This is a genomic window from Mammaliicoccus sp. F-M27, from assembly GCF_022387115.1.
Classification (GTDB): domain Bacteria; phylum Bacillota; class Bacilli; order Staphylococcales; family Staphylococcaceae; genus Mammaliicoccus; species Mammaliicoccus vitulinus.
The window spans coordinates 203,941-223,039 of sequence record NZ_JAJNIE010000001.1; the positions used below are offsets into that span (position 1 = coordinate 203,941).

At 33.9% G+C, this 19,099-nt stretch carries 16 protein-coding genes and 1 other annotated feature; of the genes, 13 read left to right on the forward strand and 3 right to left on the reverse strand.

Features of this window, described 5'->3' with window-relative positions:
* The first annotated feature begins 7 nt into the window (after positions 1–7).
* From hemC to LQ598_RS01180, 13 genes are all read left to right on the forward strand, one after another.
* On the forward strand, positions 8–931 hold the full coding sequence (gene hemC, locus LQ598_RS01120) for a hydroxymethylbilane synthase (protein WP_107556783.1): 924 nt from the start codon (positions 8–10) through the stop codon (positions 929–931).
* Between the two features lie 15 nt (positions 932–946).
* Positions 947–1,630, forward strand: a complete 684-nt coding sequence (locus LQ598_RS01125) for a uroporphyrinogen-III synthase (RefSeq protein WP_107536683.1) — start codon at positions 947–949, stop codon at positions 1,628–1,630.
* Positions 1,627–2,610, forward strand: a complete 984-nt coding sequence (gene hemB, locus LQ598_RS01130; protein WP_016910896.1) for a porphobilinogen synthase — start codon at positions 1,627–1,629, stop codon at positions 2,608–2,610. Before LQ598_RS01125 ends, hemB begins: the two co-directional genes overlap by 4 nt.
* Before the next feature lies 1 nt (position 2,611).
* Positions 2,612–3,901: a glutamate-1-semialdehyde 2,1-aminomutase gene (gene hemL / locus LQ598_RS01135; protein ID WP_107536682.1), complete on the forward strand. Its 1,290-nt coding sequence runs from the start codon at positions 2,612–2,614 to the stop codon at positions 3,899–3,901.
* A 56-nt stretch (positions 3,902–3,957) separates the two neighbouring features.
* Positions 3,958–5,028 (forward strand): AbrB family transcriptional regulator, encoded by a 1,071-nt coding sequence (locus LQ598_RS01140; protein WP_107559256.1) that lies wholly within the window; start codon positions 3,958–3,960, stop codon positions 5,026–5,028.
* 48 nt (positions 5,029–5,076) lie between these two features.
* Positions 5,077–5,289, forward strand: a binding site (T-box leader).
* Positions 5,290–5,332: 43 nt separating this feature from the next.
* Entirely contained in the window at positions 5,333–7,963 is a 2,631-nt protein-coding gene (locus tag LQ598_RS01145; RefSeq protein WP_107537363.1) for a valine--tRNA ligase, read from the forward strand.
* An 8-nt stretch (positions 7,964–7,971) separates the two neighbouring features.
* Positions 7,972–9,234, forward strand: coding sequence for a bifunctional folylpolyglutamate synthase/dihydrofolate synthase (locus tag LQ598_RS01150; RefSeq protein WP_107556784.1), 1,263 nt, complete (start codon positions 7,972–7,974; stop codon positions 9,232–9,234).
* Positions 9,235–9,776: 542 nt separating this feature from the next.
* A complete protein-coding gene (locus tag LQ598_RS01155; protein WP_239745117.1) occupies positions 9,777–11,174 on the forward strand; it encodes a YfcC family protein in 1,398 nt (465 codons plus the stop codon).
* 177 nt (positions 11,175–11,351) lie between these two features.
* Entirely contained in the window at positions 11,352–12,077 is a 726-nt protein-coding gene (locus tag LQ598_RS01160; RefSeq protein ID WP_107556786.1) for a prepilin peptidase, read from the forward strand.
* Positions 12,067–12,630 (forward strand): RadC family protein, encoded by a 564-nt coding sequence (gene radC, locus LQ598_RS01165; protein ID WP_239745118.1) that lies wholly within the window; start codon positions 12,067–12,069, stop codon positions 12,628–12,630. The genes LQ598_RS01160 and radC overlap by 11 nt, the downstream gene beginning before the upstream one ends.
* Before the next feature lie 113 nt (positions 12,631–12,743).
* Positions 12,744–13,829, forward strand: coding sequence for a tyrosine-type recombinase/integrase (locus LQ598_RS01170; protein WP_000867971.1), 1,086 nt, complete (start codon positions 12,744–12,746; stop codon positions 13,827–13,829).
* A gap of 2 nt (positions 13,830–13,831) precedes the next feature.
* Complete coding sequence (locus tag LQ598_RS01175) at positions 13,832–15,745, forward strand: tyrosine-type recombinase/integrase (protein ID WP_029658482.1); 1,914 nt, start codon at positions 13,832–13,834, stop codon at positions 15,743–15,745.
* A gap of 1 nt (position 15,746) precedes the next feature.
* A complete protein-coding gene (locus tag LQ598_RS01180) occupies positions 15,747–16,112 on the forward strand; it encodes a DUF6262 family protein (protein ID WP_000619629.1) in 366 nt (121 codons plus the stop codon).
* 282 nt (positions 16,113–16,394) lie between these two features.
* Here LQ598_RS01180 and LQ598_RS01185 read toward each other — a convergent pair whose 3' ends face one another.
* The 3 genes from LQ598_RS01185 to LQ598_RS01195 form a co-directional block, all read right to left on the reverse strand.
* Complete coding sequence (locus LQ598_RS01185; RefSeq protein WP_000855243.1) at positions 16,395–16,811, reverse strand: NAD(P)H-dependent oxidoreductase; 417 nt, start codon at positions 16,809–16,811, stop codon at positions 16,395–16,397.
* A 177-nt stretch (positions 16,812–16,988) separates the two neighbouring features.
* Positions 16,989–18,416 (reverse strand): chloramphenicol/florfenicol efflux MFS transporter FexA, encoded by a 1,428-nt coding sequence (gene fexA / locus LQ598_RS01190; RefSeq protein ID WP_031795084.1) that lies wholly within the window; start codon positions 18,414–18,416, stop codon positions 16,989–16,991.
* 253 nt (positions 18,417–18,669) lie between these two features.
* Positions 18,670–18,813, reverse strand: coding sequence for a hypothetical protein (locus LQ598_RS01195; protein WP_002360221.1), 144 nt, complete (start codon positions 18,811–18,813; stop codon positions 18,670–18,672).
* Between the last annotated feature and the right edge of the window lie 286 nt (positions 18,814–19,099).

Here is a 19,099-nt window from a genome sequence, read left to right on the forward strand (position 1 = left end):
GGAAGTTATGCGTAAAATTATTGTAGGTTCTAGAAAAAGTAAATTAGCAATGACGCAAAGTCAGCAATTTATAGATAAATTAAAAGAAACATATCCAGAATTAGATATTGAAATCAAAGAAATTGTTACTAAAGGTGATAAAATAATTGATGTTCAATTGTCTAAAGTTGGAGGTAAAGGTTTATTCGTAAAAGAAATCCAACAAGCATTATTTGATCGTGAAATTGATTTTGCGATTCATTCGCTAAAAGATGTTCCTAGTGAATTGCCTGAAGAGCTCACACTTGGATGTGTACCTGAACGCGAAAATCCTTTTGATGCTTATATCGCTAATAATCACGTAAAACTTTCAGATCTAAAGCCAGGTAGTATAGTAGGCACAAGTTCTTTAAGACGTGGTGCACAAATATTAGCTAAATACCCTCATTTAGAAATTAAATGGATTAGAGGTAACATTGATACACGTTTGAAAAAATTAGAAACAGAAGATTTTGATGCGATTATCCTTGCCGCTGCAGGATTAAAACGAATGGGCTGGAGTGAAGACATCGTTACTGAATATTTAAAAGAAGATACGATGGTTCCAGCTATTGGTCAAGGTGCGTTAGGTATTGAATGTAGAAGCGATGACAAAGAATTATTAGATATTCTGAAATCCGTTCACGATGATACAGTAGAAACATGTGTTACATGTGAAAGAACATTTTTAAGTGAAATGGATGGAAGTTGTAAAGTTCCAATTGCAGGCTATGCAACTAAAGAAGGAAATGAAATTTCATTTACTGGATTGATAATGTCACCTGATGGTAAAGAAAGATATGAATGTACGAAAGTAGGCACCGATCCAGTAGAAATCGGTAAACAAGTGTCTGAAGAATTAAAAGCTCAAGGTGCATATGAAATTATTAAGAAATTAAATGAAGAAGCATAATAAGGAGTCGTTAAAATGAAGCCGATTATAGTGGTTACAAGTACAAGAACTGTTCAACGCGAAGATGTAGAGATTCGACATTATCCATTTATAGATATTGTTCCTATCCAATTTGAGCAGTCTTGTTTAAAACCCCACTATGATTGGCTTATTTTTACGTCTGTTAATGCTATTAAAATTTTCGAACCGTATTTAGCGAGTATTCGTGTGAATCATATTGCAGTCATTGGATCTAAAACTAAAAAGATGGCTGAGAAGCTGAATATTACAGTTGATACAATGCCGGAATCATACACACAAGAAGGTTTAATAGATGAATTTAAAAATAAACTATACAATCAATCTGTATTGATTCCATGTAGTAAACTTGCGAGAGATAAATTAACGACGCAATTATCTGAATGGAGTAATCAAGTACAAAGGTTGCACATCTACGAACCTGTGACAAATACCGAAAATGTTAATAAAGTTCACGAACTTATTAAAAATAATGAAGTGACACACGTTACTTTTTCAAGTTCATCAGCAGTATCAAGTTATTTTGACAAACATAAAGTAATCAACGATGCAGTAAAGGTTTATGCAATTGGAGAAATTACACAACGAAAATTAAATACATATCATCAACCTTCTAAAATAGCATCAGAATACACTTTGGAAGGTATGATAAATACAATTTTGAAAGAGGTAGAATTATGAAATTTGATAGACACAGAAGACTTAGATCATCACAAGTAATGAGAAATATGGTGAAAGAAACATATGTCCATAAATCTGATTTAATTTATCCAATATTCGTAATCGAAGAAGACAACATTAAGAATGAAATTACATCAATGCCTGGTATATATCAATTAAGTTTAAATCTTTTAGAAGAAGAACTGAAAGAAGCTTATGATTTAGGTGTTAGAGGTGTTATGTTCTTTGGTATACCTAATGAGAAAGATGCATGTGGTACGGGTGCATTTATTGATGATGGCATTATTCAAAAAGCAACTCGACTATCTAAAAGTAAATTCCCAGATTTATTAGTTGTAGCAGATACGTGTCTTTGTGAATACACTGATCACGGACATTGCGGTGTTATAGATGAAGAAACAAACGATGTAGATAATGATAAATCATTAGAATTACTTGTTAAAACTGCAGTTTCACAAGCGAAAGCAGGAGCAGATATCATTGCGCCAAGTAATATGATGGACGGATTTGTAGCTGAGATTAGAGAAGGATTAGATCAAGCTGGATTTATAAATATCCCTATTATGAGCTACGGTATCAAATATGCATCTAGCTTTTACGGTCCATTTAGAGAAGCAGCTGATGGCGCGCCTTCATTCGGTGACCGCAAAACATATCAAATGGATCCAAGCAACCGTTTAGAAGCATTTAGAGAACTAGAAAGTGACATTAAAGAAGGTTGTGACATGATGATTGTTAAGCCAGCTTTAAGTTATTTAGATATTATAAGAGATGTACGTAATCGTTCTGACTTGCCTATTGTTGCATACAACGTAAGTGGTGAATACAGCATGACAAAAGCTGCAGCATTAAACGGTTGGATTGATGAAGAGAAAATCGTTATGGAACAAATGATATCAATGAAACGTGCTGGAGCAGACATGATTATAACTTATTTCGCAAAAGATATATGTAAATATCTAGATGGAGGAGAATATTAATATGAGATATGAACAATCGATAGATGCATATAAAGAAGCAGTAGATTTAATGCCAGGTGGCGTCAATAGTCCGGTTCGTGCATTTAAATCAGTAGATACGCCACCAATCTTTATGGATCACGGTAAAGGATCAAAAATTTATGATGTAGATGGTAATGAGTATATAGATTATGTATTAAGTTGGGGACCTTTAATTTTAGGCCATACACATGAAAAAGTTAAAGCTGCATTACATGAAGCGGTAGATAAAGGATCTTCATTTGGCGCTTCAACAGAACTTGAAAATAAAATGGCTCAGCTTGTAATTGACCGTGTACCATCTATTGAAATGGTAAGAATGGTTTCTTCAGGTACGGAAGCAACATTAGCAGCTTTACGTCTTTCAAGAGGTTTTACTGGTCGAAATAAAATTTTGAAATTTGAAGGTTGCTATCACGGACACAGTGATTCATTACTTATTAAAGCAGGTTCAGGTGTAGCAACTTTAGGTTTACCTGACTCTCCAGGAGTACCTGAAGGAACTGCTAAAAATACTATAACCGTTCCTTATAATGATATTGATGCAGTAAAAGTTGCATTCGAACACTTCGGTGATGATATTGCAGGGGTTATCGTTGAACCTGTTGCAGGTAATATGGGTGTAGTACCGCCAGTAGAAGGATTTTTAGAAGGACTACGTGAAATTACAACAGAATATGGCTCAGTCTTAATATTTGATGAAGTTATGACTGGATTTAGAGTTGGATATAACTGTGCACAAGGTTATTACGGCGTTACACCAGACTTAACTTGTTTAGGTAAAGTAATTGGTGGTGGATTACCAGTCGGTGCATTTGGTGGTAGAAGAGATATCATGGAAGAAATAGCACCAGTAGGAAATGTTTATCAAGCTGGTACATTGTCAGGTAATCCATTAGCTATGACGAGCGGTTATGCAACATTAAATGAATTAACAGAAGATAGCTATCGTTATTTCAATGAATTAGGAGATTTACTTGAAAATGGTCTTAAAGAAGTTTTTGCTAAACATGAAGTGCCAATTACGGTAAATCGTGCTGGCTCAATGATTGGATACTTCTTAAATGAAGGGCCAGTAACAAACTTTGATGAAGCTAATGCATCAGATTTAGAATTATTTAGCAACATGTATAGAGAAATGGCTCAAGAAGGCGTATTCTTGCCACCATCTCAATTCGAAGGAACTTTCTTATCTACTGCTCATACTAAAGAAGATATAGAAAAAACAATTCAAGCGTTTGATACTGCGCTTGCTAGAATTACAAAATCATAAAAGATGCCTCAATTTATATTTTTAAAATATTTTAATTTCACATGAGGTGTTAATTAATGAATAGTAATAAGTGGAACATTATAATCGTAAGTTTGTTAGCTATAATACTGGGTTATTTACTCCAAAGTATTCATATGATTTTACCTTGGTTGTTTGGTCCAATATTCGCGAGTATTATCGTTATAAAACTATTGAAACGTTCGATTAAATGGCCAAATTGGCTAGGTAATATAGGATTGCTCATTCTTGGTGTTCAAATGGGCTCGACTTTCACACGTGATGTACTTCATGATGTGAAAGATGAATGGCTACAAATTGTATTAATGACCGTATTGATTTTATTACTCGCTTTAATTATATCAATCGTCTTTAAAAAAATAGCCAATGTAACATTTGAAACAGCATTGTTAAGTGCCATTCCAGGTGCTTTAAGTCAAATGGTCGTTATGGCTGAAGAGAACAAAAAAGCAGACTTACTTATCGTTACACTTACGCAAACATCGCGAATTATGTTTGTTGTAATACTTGTTCCTATTATTTCTTCAATATTTGGTAGTCATGGCGATAGCTTAAGACATGCGGACTCAGCACCTTCAATATTTACAGTGTTAGATCTAACAGGATATATCACTTTAATAATAGGAATAGCGATTCTCTTTTTAATATTTTACAAAATAAAATTTCCTGTTCCACATTTACTGGCACCTATTCTTGTGCTTCTTATTTGGAATTTATACACCGAGCAAGTTTTTGCTTTAGATTATCCATTAATCGTTATTGCTCAAGTGTTATTTGGGATAAGAATAGGTGTTCAAATATCTGATTTAATCAATAATCTAACTAAAAAGACAGTGTTTGCAATAGCATTTCAAAATGTGTCATTAATTATTGGCGCATTTTTACTTGTATTTATATTTGATCTTTTTATGGATGAAAATATTAATGATTTGTTTTTAAGTGCTGCACCTGGTGGCATGGCACAAATTATAGTTGTTGCCCTTGAAACCGGGGGAGATGTTGCAATGATTTCAAGTTATCATATATTTAGGATATTCTTTATATTATTATTTGTTGCACCGTTAATAAAGATTTTCTTAACATCTCGATCTAAGAAATACAGGAATTAAGATGAATCAATATTGACTTATATAGAAAGTGCTTATATTATTAAAGTAATTAAATATTTAACAAGGAAGAGTAAATCATTAATTATTAACAGAGAGTGCATGGTCGGTGTGAATGCATATTAATGATGATTGAAGGTAGCCTTAATTTGAACGTTAATTGAAACTAAGTAGGTTAATGCGTGTGCGAGCGATAATCGTTAAAGTGCAATATAAGAAATTATATTGAATTTAGGTGGTACCACGGTTTAACCCGTCCTATATTTATAGGACGGGTTTTTTATATTTTAAAGAGGAGTGATTATTAATGGAAATGGAACCTAAATATAACCCAAAAGAGGTTGAAGAAGGCCGTTATCAACATTGGCTAGATAAAGATTATTTTAAACCAAGTGAAAATAAAGACAAAGAGACATACACTATTGTCATTCCACCGCCAAATGTAACGGGTAAGCTACATTTAGGTCATGCTTGGGATACAACTTTACAAGATATTTTAACTAGAATGAAGAGAATGCAAGGGTACGACACATTGTATTTACCTGGTATGGACCATGCTGGTATTGCAACGCAAGCTAAAGTAGAAGGAAAATTAAGAGAACAAGGCTTAACGAGACATGACTTAGGTAGAGAAAAGTTTCTTGAACAAGCTTGGTCATGGAAAGAAGAATATGCAGATTTTATTCGTGCACAGTGGGCTAAATTAGGTTTAGGATTAGACTATAGTCGTGAACGTTTCACTTTAGATGAAGGACTATCACAAGCAGTTAAAAAAGTGTTTGTTGATATGTATAATAAAGGTCTTATCTATCGTGGTGAAAGAATTATCAACTGGGATCCACAAACAAAAACAGCTATTTCTGATATAGAAGTAATCCATGAAGATATAGCAGGACATTTTTATCATATTAAGTATCCTTTTAAAGAAGGAGAAGGTGCAATTGAAATTGCGACGACACGTCCTGAAACGATGCTAGGAGATACAGCAATTGTTGTTAATCCTAACGATGATCGTTACAAACACTTAATCGGTAAATCAGTTATTTTACCTATAATTGGTCGTGAACTTCCTATTATCGGCGATGAATATGTTGATATTGAATTTGGTAGTGGGGCAATGAAAGTAACACCTGCTCATGACCCTAATGACTTTGAAATCGGTGAAAGACACCAACTTGAAAAAATCAATGTTATGAATGAAGACGGCACAATGAATGAACTTGCTGGTAAATATAATGGTTTAGATCGTTTTGAATGTCGTAAACAATTAGTAGAAGATTTAAAAGCTACTGGTGAATTGATTAAAATAGAAGACCATGAGCATTCAGTTGGTCATTCTGAGCGCAGTGGTGCTGTAGTTGAGCCGTATTTATCTACACAATGGTTTGTGAAAATGGAACCATTAGCAAAACAAGCTTTAGATAACCAAGAGACTGATGGACGCATTAATTTTGTTCCAGATCGTTTTGAAGGTACATTTAATAGATGGATGGAAAACATTCGTGACTGGACTATTTCTCGCCAACTATGGTGGGGACATCAAATACCAGCATGGTATCATAATGAAACGGGTGAAACTTACGTAGGAGAAGAACCACCTTCAGATATTGAAAATTGGACTCAAGATGAAGACGTACTAGATACTTGGTTTAGTTCTGCATTATGGCCGTTTTCTACATTAGGATGGCCAGATGAAAACAACGAAGACTTTAAACGTTATTATCCAACTAATTCATTAGTGACAGGTTATGACATTATTTTCTTCTGGGTATCAAGAATGATATTCCAAGGACTAGAATTTACTGGACAAAAACCATTTAACGATGTGTTATTACACGGTTTAGTTAGAGCTGAAGATGGCCGTAAAATGAGTAAATCACTAGGTAATGGTGTTGACCCAATGGATGTTATCGAAGAGTATGGTGCGGATAGCTTGAGATATTTCTTAGCTACTGGTTCATCACCAGGACATGACTTACGTTATTCAACAGAAAAAGTTGAAGCTGTATGGAACTTTATCAATAAGATTTGGAATGCTTCTAGATTTAGTATCATGAATATCGGCGAGTCATTTAAATTTGAAGATATTGATTTATCAGGAGAAAAATCTGTTGCTGATGAATGGATTTTAACACGTTTAAATGAAACGATAGCGAATGTAACAGACTTGAGTGATAAATATGAATTTGGTGAAGTTGGCCGCGTGCTATATAACTTTATTTGGGATGAATTCTGTGATTGGTATATTGAAATGAGTAAAATACCTATGAGCGGTGAAGACGAAGCTAAGAAGCAAATGACGCGTTCAGTATTAGCTTATACATTAGATCAAACAATGAGAATGTTACACCCATTAATGCCATTTGTAACAGAACATATTTGGCAAGCTTTACCTCATCAAGGTGAAACAATCATTCAAGCTTCATGGCCAGAAGTTAAGCCAGAATTGTCTAACGAAAACAGTAAAGTTTCAATGCAACTATTAGTTGAAATTATTAAGTCAGTTAGACAAGCTAGACGTGAAGTAAACACACCAATGTCTAAAGAAGTACCAATTCATATCGAAGCAAAAGACGAAAAAGTGAAAGCACAACTTATAGATAACAAAGATTATTTAATGCGTTTCTGTAATCCAAGTGAGTTGATCATCGACACTTCTATAGAAATTCCTGAAAAAGCTATGACGGAAGTTGTATTTGGTGCAACAGTTGTATTACCGCTAGAAGGTTTAATCGATATGGATAAAGAAATAGAACGTTTAGGACAAGAACTTGAAAAATGGCAAAAAGAATTAGATCGTGTTAATAAAAAATTGAGCAATGAGAAATTCGTTGCTAATGCACCTGAAAAGATTATTAACGAAGAGAAAGATAAAAAAGTTAATTATCAAGAAAAATACGACGGTGTTTTAGCTAGAATTGAACAATTGAAAGGCTAGGAAGGCTTATGAATTATTTAGATAGTTTACATTGGATACACGAACGTACTAAATTCGGCATTAAACCAGGCGTTAAAAGAATGAAATGGATGCTAAGTAATTTAGACCACCCAGAAGAAAAGATACACGGCGTGCACGTAGTTGGTACAAATGGTAAAGGTTCAACTGTTAGTTATTTAAGAGATGCCTTAGTAGCAAATAATTATGAAGTCGGCACATTTACATCACCGTATATTGTTACTTTCAATGAAAGAATCAGTATTAACGGTGTGCCGATAACTAATGATGACTTAGTGGACTTAGTTCAAATAGTGAAACCTATATCTGAAAGGCTTGAAGCTGAAACAGATTTAGGTCCTGCTACTGAATTTGAAATTATCACACTTATGATGTTTGTTTACTTTGGTACAATACACCCAGTTGATTTTGTGATTGTTGAAGCGGGCTTAGGGGCTCTTAATGACTCGACAAATGTATTTCAACCTATTATGACTGTATTAACGAGTATTGGGTTAGACCATACAAATATATTAGGCGACACTTACATGGATATCGCAAGAGAAAAAGCCGGTGTGATTAAACCTAGTGTACCTTTAGTTTATGCCATTAAACCAAAAGATGCCCTTCATTTTGTACGAGAAGTTGTGGAAAGTCATCATAATAAAGGCCTAGAATTAGATAGAGATGTTCATGTGCTTTCTGATGAAACAGAGTTCACTTACAGATATGAAAGCTATGAGCTAGAAAACATTCAATTAAAAATGTTAGGTCAACATCAACATGAGAATGCAGCGCTAGCTATAACAACTCTTATCGAAATGTATCAAAGAGGTATCATTCAACTAGATTTTAATAAGATGATTGATGCTATCGAAAATACGAAATGGTCAGGACGTATCGAAAAAGTTAAAGACGAACCACTCGTATTGGTTGATGGTGCTCACAATAAAGAAAGCATCGATGCATTAGTTGATACTTTAAATCAGTATTATTCTGACGAGAAAATTGATGTATTGTTCGCTGCGATTGATGGAAAACCAATTGGTAAAATGATGAATCGTTTAGAAGAAATAGCAAATAGGTTCTATGTTACAACATTTGATTTTCCTAAAGCATTGCCAATTGATACCGTTTATGAACATTTAGAACATAAACATATCGAAAAAGTAGAGCATTACAATGACTTTATAGAAGAGTATGATGGAGAATTACTTGTCATAACTGGTAGTTTGTATTTTATAAGCGAAGCAAGAAAATTATTCATTAAATAACATATAATTTATAGAGACTGGGATATGTATCTCAACTCAAAATAAATAACAACTCATTTCACTGATTTATTCAGTTAGAAATGAGTTGTATTTTTTTATAAAATCTACGATTTTGAAAGTGCATGCTTGCCTGGGGGTATGGTTCGAGCCTGTAGTCTCTCTCTCATACTATTCCCCCGGGCGTCAGCACTTTACAAAATCGTTATAAGTATTCATTTTTCTTATATTTTTTCGTTTGTTCTTTTAAGTATATGCTGTAAGTTGCAAGACTGACTAAACAAGCAACATAGAAGCACTGTAAGTTGCAAGACTGACTAAACAAGCAACATAGAAGCACTGTAAGTTGCAAGACTGACTAAACAAGCAACATTCAGACCCCAACCTCATCCAATTATAAAAATATGGGATATAAATTCCAACTTATAATAAATTAAAGCTAACGACAATATAATCATTGTCGTTAGCTTTTTTTTGTATAAAATATTCATTATATTCTGAATAATAGGGTATGAGTAATACATATTCTTAAAGGGGAGATTATTATGAAAGAAAATGTGAAGCGCAAAATCCAATTTAAAAATCCTCATACATATGCCATTTTACTATTTATTATTGCGATTAGTTGTTTGCTGACATACGTTATACCATCAGGTGAATTTGACCGTAAGACTGTAAATGATCGCGAAGAAGTTGTATCAGGTACTTACCATTTAGTGAAGAGTGAACCATCTGGATTTCTAGAAATATTTAGAGCGATTCCTGAAGGTTTAATTAGTGGGGCCGATATTATATTTTACATATTTCTTGTAGGTGGCGCTTTCGGTATTATACATAAGACTGGCGCAATAACGACGGGTGTCAATGCTGCGATGAACAAGTTAGGGAAAAATGGAAAACTGATGATACCTTTTACAATGTTTATCTTCTCATTACTCGGTTTTTCTATTGGATTAGCAGAAGAAACGATTATATTTGTTCCAATAGGTATTGCGATTGCAAGAGCACTTGGCTATGATGCAATGACCGGTGCGGCAATGGTTATAATGGGTGCGGCGGCTGGATTTCTAGGAGGCATGCTCAACCCGTTTACAGTAGGTGTAGCTCAAAAGATCGCTGAAATACCATTGTTTTCTGGGTGGGAATTTAGAACGATTATCTATATTTGTGTGTTGATTGTTGGTATTGCATATGTAATGATGTACGGTAGAAAAGTAAAGAAAAATCCAACAAAAAGTTTAGTTTACGATTTAGAGCAAGAAGAGCAGCATCAAACTGAGAACCAATCTGAGATAGGTAGATTTACTAAGCGACAGTTGTTCTGTTTAATTTTATTAGTGAGTGCGATCTGTTTTAATGTTTTTGGTATTTTTACATTCGGTTGGTCATTTAATGAAATGAGCGCTAATTTCTTATTAGCAGGATTATTAGCTGGATTTATTGGTGGACTAGGGTTTAATGGAACTTTTGATGCATTAGTCGAAGGTATGAAATCAATTCTGTTTGGAGCATTAATTGTTGGTTTTGCTAAAGCTATAGTTGTCGTGTTAGAAAACGGTAAAATTATCGATACAATCGTTTATTATTTAACTAACGTCATTCAAGATCTGCCAACAGGTGTTACGGTTGGTATGATGTTTATCATTCAAATGATTTTGAATTTCTTTATCCCATCAGGATCTGGACAAGCAATGACTACAATGCCACTGATGGTACCTATATCTGACTTGTTAAGTATTAACAGACAAATGGCCGTCCTTGCCTTTCAATATGGAGATGCAGTGAGCAACAGTATATTCCCAACATCAGCTTCGTTAATGGGTGGATTAGCTGTTGCTGGAATACCTTATACTAAATGGGTTAAGTTTATATGGAAATTGTTAGTTCTATGGGTTGTTATATGTGTGGTAGGTATGTTTATTGCATTAGGATTAGGTTATTAAAATTTATAAATATTACAAAACTTGAAAAATCCCTTTAACTAAAAGGGGTTTTTCAAGTTTTTTTATGATGATGAATAAATTTAGTATGAATTGCAATCATATCTTTAAAATATAGAATTATATGTTTAACTTAATGTTTTGGTATATTTATATATATCAAAAAAGGAGAATGAGCGAATGTTTTTATTCTTTTTATTAGGAGCTATACTCGCTAGTTATATGTATCAACTCGTCTCTACGTCAAACATTAACTTTAAAATGTTCTACAGCCGTTCTAAATGTGAATGCTGTCATAACAATATTTTAGTGAAAGACCTCGTACCGATAGTTAGTTATTTATATTTAAGAGGTAAATGTCGATTTTGTAAATCTACAATTCCATTTGAGTTATTCTTGTGCGAACTCCTCCTCGGGTTACTCTTTTTAATTCCCTTATCATGTGATGCGTCTTTTGATACCCTTTTATTTTATTACTTACTGATTTTTCTAGTCCCTTTGTCTATATACGATGCTTGCCATTTTACTATTCCAAATCACATTTTGGTTGTGATGGTTATAACAACTTTTGTACTTTTTGATATTTCTATCCGTCATATATCAGTTTCAATTTTTATTATCCTTTTACTGAACTGTTTGTATTTTGTTTCAAACGGTGGGATTGGCTATGGTGATATTAAACTTTTTGGACTTTTGAGCTTTTTACTATCCAGCTCACAATTTTTATTAACGTTTATGTTTACATTTATTATAGCGGGTATATTCGTTTTAATTTATATGTGTGTAAGTAAAAAACAATTCAAAAAAGTTCCATTAGTACCGTTTATCACGATTGCAATACTGCTTGTTTTAATATTTAATCATCAACTTAATTATTACTTTTTAGGAGGGTCATATGGTCATTAAAATTAAAGATTTACAACATGAGGATAAGCCTAGGGAAAGATTAAAATCCTACGGTCCAGACAAATTAACAAATAGAGAATTGTTGGCCATAATCATCAATTCTGGGAGTAAACAATATTCGAGTTTAGAATGTGCAAACAAAGTATTGAATTTAGTAGAAAATACGAGAGAATTAAGGCATCTTACGTTACCAGAATTATTAACAGTTAATGGCATAGGGGAATCTAAAGCCATTACAATTTTAGCTGTTATAGAATTAGCAAAAAGAATGCATAGCAATACAGTGTTGGATAAAGTAGAAATTAACGAACCACAAGATGTAGCAAATTACTTAATGGAGAAGTTAAGGTATTTAAAGCAAGAACATTTTGTTGCCTTGCTACTAAATACTAAAAATCAAATTATCCATGAACAATCTATTTTTATAGGATCCTTAAACATGGCCGTTGTTCATCCGAGAGATTTATTAAGGGAAGCTATAAAACATTCTGCTGCATCAATTGTAATTGCACATAACCATCCTAGTGGAGATCCGTTAAACATAGTATCCTAAACTAGAGTACTCTAAGTACTCGAAGTTTAGGATTTTTTAATTACAGTGCTTTAACTATTAAATATATAAGGGTATTATTAATAGTAGTTAAAGTATTTAAAGGTGGTGGAAAGATGAAGGTTCAGAAAGTAATTGTGGAGGAAAAATCATATCCGTTATACATACTGCTAGATAAAGAATTTGAAGTGATAGAACCGGTTAAGCGATTTATAAAGTACTTGGATAATACGGGCAAAGCTCCAAATACCATTAAAACATATTGTTATCATCTCAAGCTGTTTTATGAATTTATGAGCCAAAGTAGAATCGAATTAGGAGATTTACAATTTGAGGATTTAGCAAACTTTGTAGGATGGTTAAGAAATCCAGCAGGGCATTTAAAGGTAATAGATATACAACCAAAGAAGGCTAAAAGAGAGGAAACATCAGTTAATTCCATACTTAACGCTGTAACTAGTTTCTTAGAGTATTTAAATCGCACAGAAAATTTTAAAGCTATAGATATGTCTAAAGAAGCAAGAGGAAGAAACTTTAAGGGGTTTCTTCACCATATTTCTAAAGGTAGATCCTATAAAAAAAATATTTTAAAGCTTAGGGTCAAAAAGAAACTTGTACAAGTATTAGAACATGGACAAGTCAAAGCAATAATTGAGGCATGTCATACCAAAAGAGATAAGTTACTTATTATGCTTATGTATGAAGGGGGACTTCGGATAGGAGAAGCATTATCCCTTCGTATTGAAGATATTTCAACATGGGATAACCAGATTAACATCAGGCCAAGAGATCATAATGAAAATGGAGCTTATATTAAACTTAAAAAAGAAAGAACTATTGATGTAAGTAAGGAATTAATGGCATTATATACCGATTACTTAGTACATGAATATGGGGAAGATTTAGATCATGATTATATATTTATTAATCTTAAAGATTCTTATTTTGGCCACCCTCTAAAATATCAAAGTGTATTAGACTTAATAAGAAGACTAGGAAAACGGACAGGGATTACTTTCACTGCCCATATATTACGTCATACGCATGCCACAGAGCTTATTAGAAGTGGATGGGATGCTGCATATGTACAAAAAAGATTAGGGCATGCCCATGTACAAACAACACTTGATACGTATGTTCATCTTTCTGATCAAGATATGAAGAATGAATATAAAAAGTATCTTCAAGGGAGAGAAACATGACAATGAAATTTCCAAGTGTAGCAACTAATCGAAAGCTTATCGCTAGTACAGAGATTAATAAAAAAATAGCTAATATGACAAGTGTTTTAAAAGGTTATTGGGCAGCAGATAGATGGGATATAAGAATTTGTCCGCATCCTAGTGCAATTGAGTTAAGTAAGAATCCGTCACTAAGAAATCGTTGGGTAAATTTCGATAAGGTGGAAAATGTCTGGTTGAAAACAGAATTAAAATATTTTTATTACCTTCACTTGAATAATGGAGCTTGGAATGCAAAATCCGTTTGGATTAGAAAGGGAACAGTGATAAGCCGGATGATGGGATTTTTAAATTTAAAATATCCTAATATTACATCGATAACCGAAGTGCCTATAAAAAAAGCTTTGACAGAATACCGGACCTACTTAACAGAACAAAAAGTAAAAACTACGACTACTAATTACAAACTTGATGTAAATCAGCAGAAAGTTACTGTACATGCGAATTCCTATTACGTTACTCATCTTAAGCAGTTTATGGAATTCTATGAGGACTTCTATTTTGATGGGGAAGAATGGGAAAAAGATGTTTGGAATCGAAGAAAATTATCATTACCGGAAGATAAGGTAAACCCAACATCCTACGAATATACGATCAACTTTAAGGGTTTTAAGAATAATTATTTTAAAGAAATAGTTAAGCGATATTGTAAACTAATGTTAAACACAGCTAGCTTTTCTCACGTAGTAGATATAGCTTCAAAATTAAAAGAATTTTTTAATTTCATGAACAAAAATTGTGAAGGTATACAAAGGATTCATCAATTAACTAGAAATGAAATTGAGCAATATTTTAATTATATTAATTTAAAAGGTTTAAAACCCAGTACTGTAACTGGACGAATATCTACTTTAGACGTTTTTTTTACTACAATTCAAAGATATGACTGGAAGGATACACCTTCTAAGATCCTTATCTTTCAAGAAGATTACCCTAAAGTGCCGAAGGCACTACCACGTTATATTGATGAACATATACTTGAACAATTAAATGGGAAATTAGATAAATTGGAACCTTATATTGCTACAATGGTTATGGTACTTCAAGAATGCGGGATGCGTATCAGTGAACTTTGTACATTGAAAAAAGGGAGCGTCATAACCGATAAAGAAGGGGATTGCTTTTTAAAGTATTATCAGTGGAAAATGAAGAAAGAGCATATCATTCCTATTTCTAAAGAAATTGCTGCATTGATATTAGTTCAAGAGCAAAGGGTGGCTGATGAACTCGATGATGGATGTGTATATGTGTTTCCCCGAAAAGATTGCTCACCATTGAAACAAGATACCTTTAGGGTTAAATTAAATGAACTAGCTTATGAAGAAAAGATAACGGACAGCAACGGAGAAATTTTTCGTTTTCATGCTCATGCCTTTCGGCATACAGTTGGCACTAGAATGATAAATAACGGAGTGCCACAACATATTGTCCAGAAGTTCTTGGGTCACGAATCACCGGAAATGACGGCAAGATATGCACATATTTTTGATGAAACCCTAAAGAAGGAATTTACGAAATTTAAGGAAACCTTAGTAACGAATAACGGTAGCATTCTGGATTTAAGTGAGGAAAATACTGAAGCTGACAATACAGATCTTCAATGGTTTAAAAAGAATATCAATGCACAGGCACTTCCTAATGGCTATTGTCGGTTACCAGTAATTGCAGGACCATGTCCTCACGCAAATGCATGTTTAGATTGTACGAATTTCTGTACAAGTAAACAATTTCTTACTGAACATGAAGAGCACTTAGAGCGAACTAAAGAAATACTAAATAGGGCTAAACAAAACCAATGGCAGCGTCAGGTTGAAACCAATGAACGTGTTAAAAATAGATTAGAACAGATTATTCATTCGTTAAAGGAGACGAATTAAAATGATTAGAAAAGGTAACACAACTGCCATAGTTCAGCTAGCTAAAGACAAGTCGGAGAAAACAAGAATTAGGGTTGAAAAGACAATTTCAGAGATGGCATTGAAAGAAGAGAAGATTAATTTTAATTCCGTTGCACAAAAAGCAAATGTTTCAAAGTCATGGCTTTACAAACAAAAAGATATTAGAACTAGAGTGGAGACATTAAGAGGGATGCAGATAAGTGAGTTAACCCCCCGTAAACCTAGTAAAAGCCCTCGTTCAGAGGACGTATTAATAAAAACCTTAAAAAGCCGTATAAAGGCGTTAGAAGAAGAGAATGAACGGTTAAAGGATCAAGTTCAAAAATTACATGGCAAGCTGTTTTAGCAGATTTGTGTTTCTTGGAATTTATTGGGCACTTTGAATTGGCTACCTAAAATGAAATCGCTAAAACCTTCAATAACTTCAATAGCCCATTTCCCTAAATGTGTTAAGGGGAAATGGGCTTTCTTCTAGTATTGTTGGCATGATCGCAGAAGTGTTTTATGCTCTTAAATAATACTTTTTAATATATTGCAAATACTCATTAGCACTTTTCTGTATCTCTTCGCCCTTCATATCCGAATTAGCACCGTAAAGTACAAACTCTGGTACATATTCAGCATGAATCTATGCACATAAAGATTTGAATGGTGTTAACATCTGGGTTAATGTATGCTTGTTTTTACCCATACTTGTAAATTCACCTTTTTTTACGCCAGCTGATATAGCTAATCCTAATTTTCGATTATAAAATATTCTTTTACCCTTTGATCCGTAAGCCCATCCATATATAATCACTTCATCGATCCATTTTTTTAATAATGAAGGAGAACTATACCAATATAATGGAAATTGAAAAATAATATTATCATGATTTTCAACTAATTCCTGCTCTCTTTTTACATTTATAATAAAATCAGGATACTCTCTATAAAGATCATGAATGGTAATTTCGTTTGAATAAGACGCTGCTTTTTCTACCCAAACTTTATTGATTCGAGAATTTGGCATATCTGGGTGAGAAACGATCACCAATGTTTTCATTGTTTCATCCTTAACATACTCAACTTTCGCACCAATAAAACAGTGTACGAAAGTTGAGTTACTTAAAAGTATTCTATTCTAAGAAATTCAAATTTGCGTGATTCCTAAGCTATTTATTTACAGCTTAAACTATAGAAGATGAACTAAACAATAACTAATCTTTACATAACTAAGTTATTACCCACGCTTTTTTAAACCTAATCCAGCTATTAAGGCAATGAGTATTGCCCCTGTAGCTGCAAGGAACGCATCTGAGTAGGACATAGCGTCCAATATATATAATGGATTTATCGGCTCAGTAGCATCACGTCGAGCGGATAATAATGCTCCAATCATACCTGCTCCAGTTCCTGCTCCAAGGTACAAAGCACCTTGGAAAATCCCCATTCCGACACCAACCTTGTCTGCATCGAGTGCACTTACTGCGGCGTTATTTGCGGGAGAATTCGTGAATGCAAAAGCAATCCCTACTCCGAGGACCCCCACGGAAACTAACAGAGGTGAAGCACCAGATGCATAGGTGGACAAGAATAAGGTAGACAGCCCCATCAGAGTCATCCCAGTAATTATCAGACGTTTATCCCCAAATCGATCAGAAAGACGGCCAACGAAGGGAGATAAGATTGCAACAGCCACACCACCTGGCAACAATATCATTCCAGCCTGTCCAGAAGAGAGTCCATTCACCTCAATGACTAGTAATGGGACGAACACAAGAACAGCGAAATAAGCAAACATCGAAAAAAATGCAATTATGACCGTATTGACATAATCCTTGTTATTGAACAGGACAGGTGGTACAAATGGATTTTCTGCGGTAACAATTCTCCAAATAAATCCCACCAAAGCTACAACAGAACCAATTAGGCTAGTTAACGATGAGAACGAAGAAAAACCAGAAGTTTCTCCTTGAGTGATGCCAAAAAGGAGTAATCCTACTGTGAGGCCGAGGAATAAACCACCAATGAAATCAAAGTTCTTATTGCTTCCTACGGATTCTGCCGGTTTAATTGTCGGTAACGCGTAGTAGGCACCAATAACAATCATAATGGCTAACAAAAATGTGAACCAAAACAAGGCATTCCACCCTAAATATTGACCAACTACTCCACCAAATATTGGACCAGCAGCAGTTCCAACACCAATACTTCCTGCGATAATTCCCAAAGCTCCCCCACGTTTTCCTTGTGGGAAAACCTTCGAAATTGCAATGACTGATAGAACTGGAATTGCGGACATCCCAGCACCCTGAACCATTCTTCCCAAAACCAACAATGGGAGGTTCGGGGCAATTGCACATAAAAGACTACCACTTGCCAGAATCATAATGGCAAAGATATATAGCTTTCGTAACTCAAAAAAGTCTGAGATTCGACCATAAATCGGAACTCCAATCGCAAGAACAAGTGCAATACCACTAACTATCCAACTCACTTGAGATTTCGAAGCTTCTAAATCTTTGCTTATTAGTGGAAGTACGGGATTGACTAAATCAGCCGTAATTGCACCTACAAGTACAGATAGGGAGAGTACCATCATTAAAAGCCTAGTAGAACCCCTTTTTTCAGATTGAATCATTTCTTTAGATTTACTATCCTTTTTCATTTTATTTCCTCCTAAAATATATTGTGATTTTAGGAGGCTAAATCCACTGCTTTCACCATAAACCTCACCTCATATCTATTTATATTGTAAAACCAAATCAACGAACTCACCATATTTCTACAGCATGATTAAAGATTCGGTTCTCCAAACTAACTGAACTGATCAAACAAAAAAAAGGCACCAGTTTAACAACCGGTGCCTAATCATTCGTATGCATTTTTACAAATGCAATAGATTCATAAATTTTTGCCCATTATATAAAAGGAGGCAAAAAGTTTTCCGGTAGTGTTTCCATTTTTTGTTTTTGTGAAAAAGGACATACTGATCCCGTTGTACCTAAATCCCCTGAAACTTTTACATGCTTTCTAAACTCGACATTAATGAAATCAATTCCCATTACTTTTTGCCTCCTTTCTCATATTGTGATAATAACACAATAATAATTGATGAAAAAGAAATAATCAACCCTACTTTTTTGAAAACCAATTTAAAGCTTTACTACTTTTACTTACATAATAAAGGCAGGTGCAGTATAAACTTTTTTAAATAGGTCTTCTTTAACGAGCAGGTAGCGTCAGTTAAAGTAGATAATTTAAGATCGAAATCATATTATAGATATTCCGAAATTGGGCGTGATTGTTGCAGGTCAAAAGCTTAATTCCTCGATAAAATAAAAAGGAATT

Excerpts from the sequence above, each read along its gene's own strand:
- hemC (WP_107556783.1), top strand. The coding sequence starts at position 8 with ATGCGTAAAATTATTGTAGGTTCTAGAAAAAGTAAATTAGCAATGACG.
- LQ598_RS01125 (WP_107536683.1), top strand. The coding sequence starts at position 947 with ATGAAGCCGATTATAGTGGTTACAAGTACAAGAACTGTTCAACGCGAA.
- hemB (WP_016910896.1), top strand. The coding sequence starts at position 1,627 with ATGAAATTTGATAGACACAGAAGACTTAGATCATCACAAGTAATGAGA.
- hemL (WP_107536682.1), top strand. The coding sequence starts at position 2,612 with ATGAGATATGAACAATCGATAGATGCATATAAAGAAGCAGTAGATTTA.
- LQ598_RS01140 (WP_107559256.1), top strand. The coding sequence starts at position 3,958 with ATGAATAGTAATAAGTGGAACATTATAATCGTAAGTTTGTTAGCTATA.
- LQ598_RS01145 (WP_107537363.1), top strand. The coding sequence starts at position 5,333 with ATGGAAATGGAACCTAAATATAACCCAAAAGAGGTTGAAGAAGGCCGT.
- LQ598_RS01150 (WP_107556784.1), top strand. The coding sequence starts at position 7,972 with ATGAATTATTTAGATAGTTTACATTGGATACACGAACGTACTAAATTC.
- LQ598_RS01155 (WP_239745117.1), top strand. The coding sequence starts at position 9,777 with ATGAAAGAAAATGTGAAGCGCAAAATCCAATTTAAAAATCCTCATACA.
- LQ598_RS01160 (WP_107556786.1), top strand. The coding sequence starts at position 11,352 with ATGTTTTTATTCTTTTTATTAGGAGCTATACTCGCTAGTTATATGTAT.
- radC (WP_239745118.1), top strand. The coding sequence starts at position 12,067 with ATGGTCATTAAAATTAAAGATTTACAACATGAGGATAAGCCTAGGGAA.
- LQ598_RS01170 (WP_000867971.1), top strand. The coding sequence starts at position 12,744 with ATGAAGGTTCAGAAAGTAATTGTGGAGGAAAAATCATATCCGTTATAC.
- LQ598_RS01175 (WP_029658482.1), top strand. The coding sequence starts at position 13,832 with ATGAAATTTCCAAGTGTAGCAACTAATCGAAAGCTTATCGCTAGTACA.
- LQ598_RS01180 (WP_000619629.1), top strand. The coding sequence starts at position 15,747 with ATGATTAGAAAAGGTAACACAACTGCCATAGTTCAGCTAGCTAAAGAC.
- LQ598_RS01185 (WP_000855243.1), bottom strand. The coding sequence starts at position 16,811 with ATGAAAACATTGGTGATCGTTTCTCACCCAGATATGCCAAATTCTCGA.
- fexA (WP_031795084.1), bottom strand. The coding sequence starts at position 18,416 with ATGAAAAAGGATAGTAAATCTAAAGAAATGATTCAATCTGAAAAAAGG.
- LQ598_RS01195 (WP_002360221.1), bottom strand. The coding sequence starts at position 18,813 with ATGGGAATTGATTTCATTAATGTCGAGTTTAGAAAGCATGTAAAAGTT.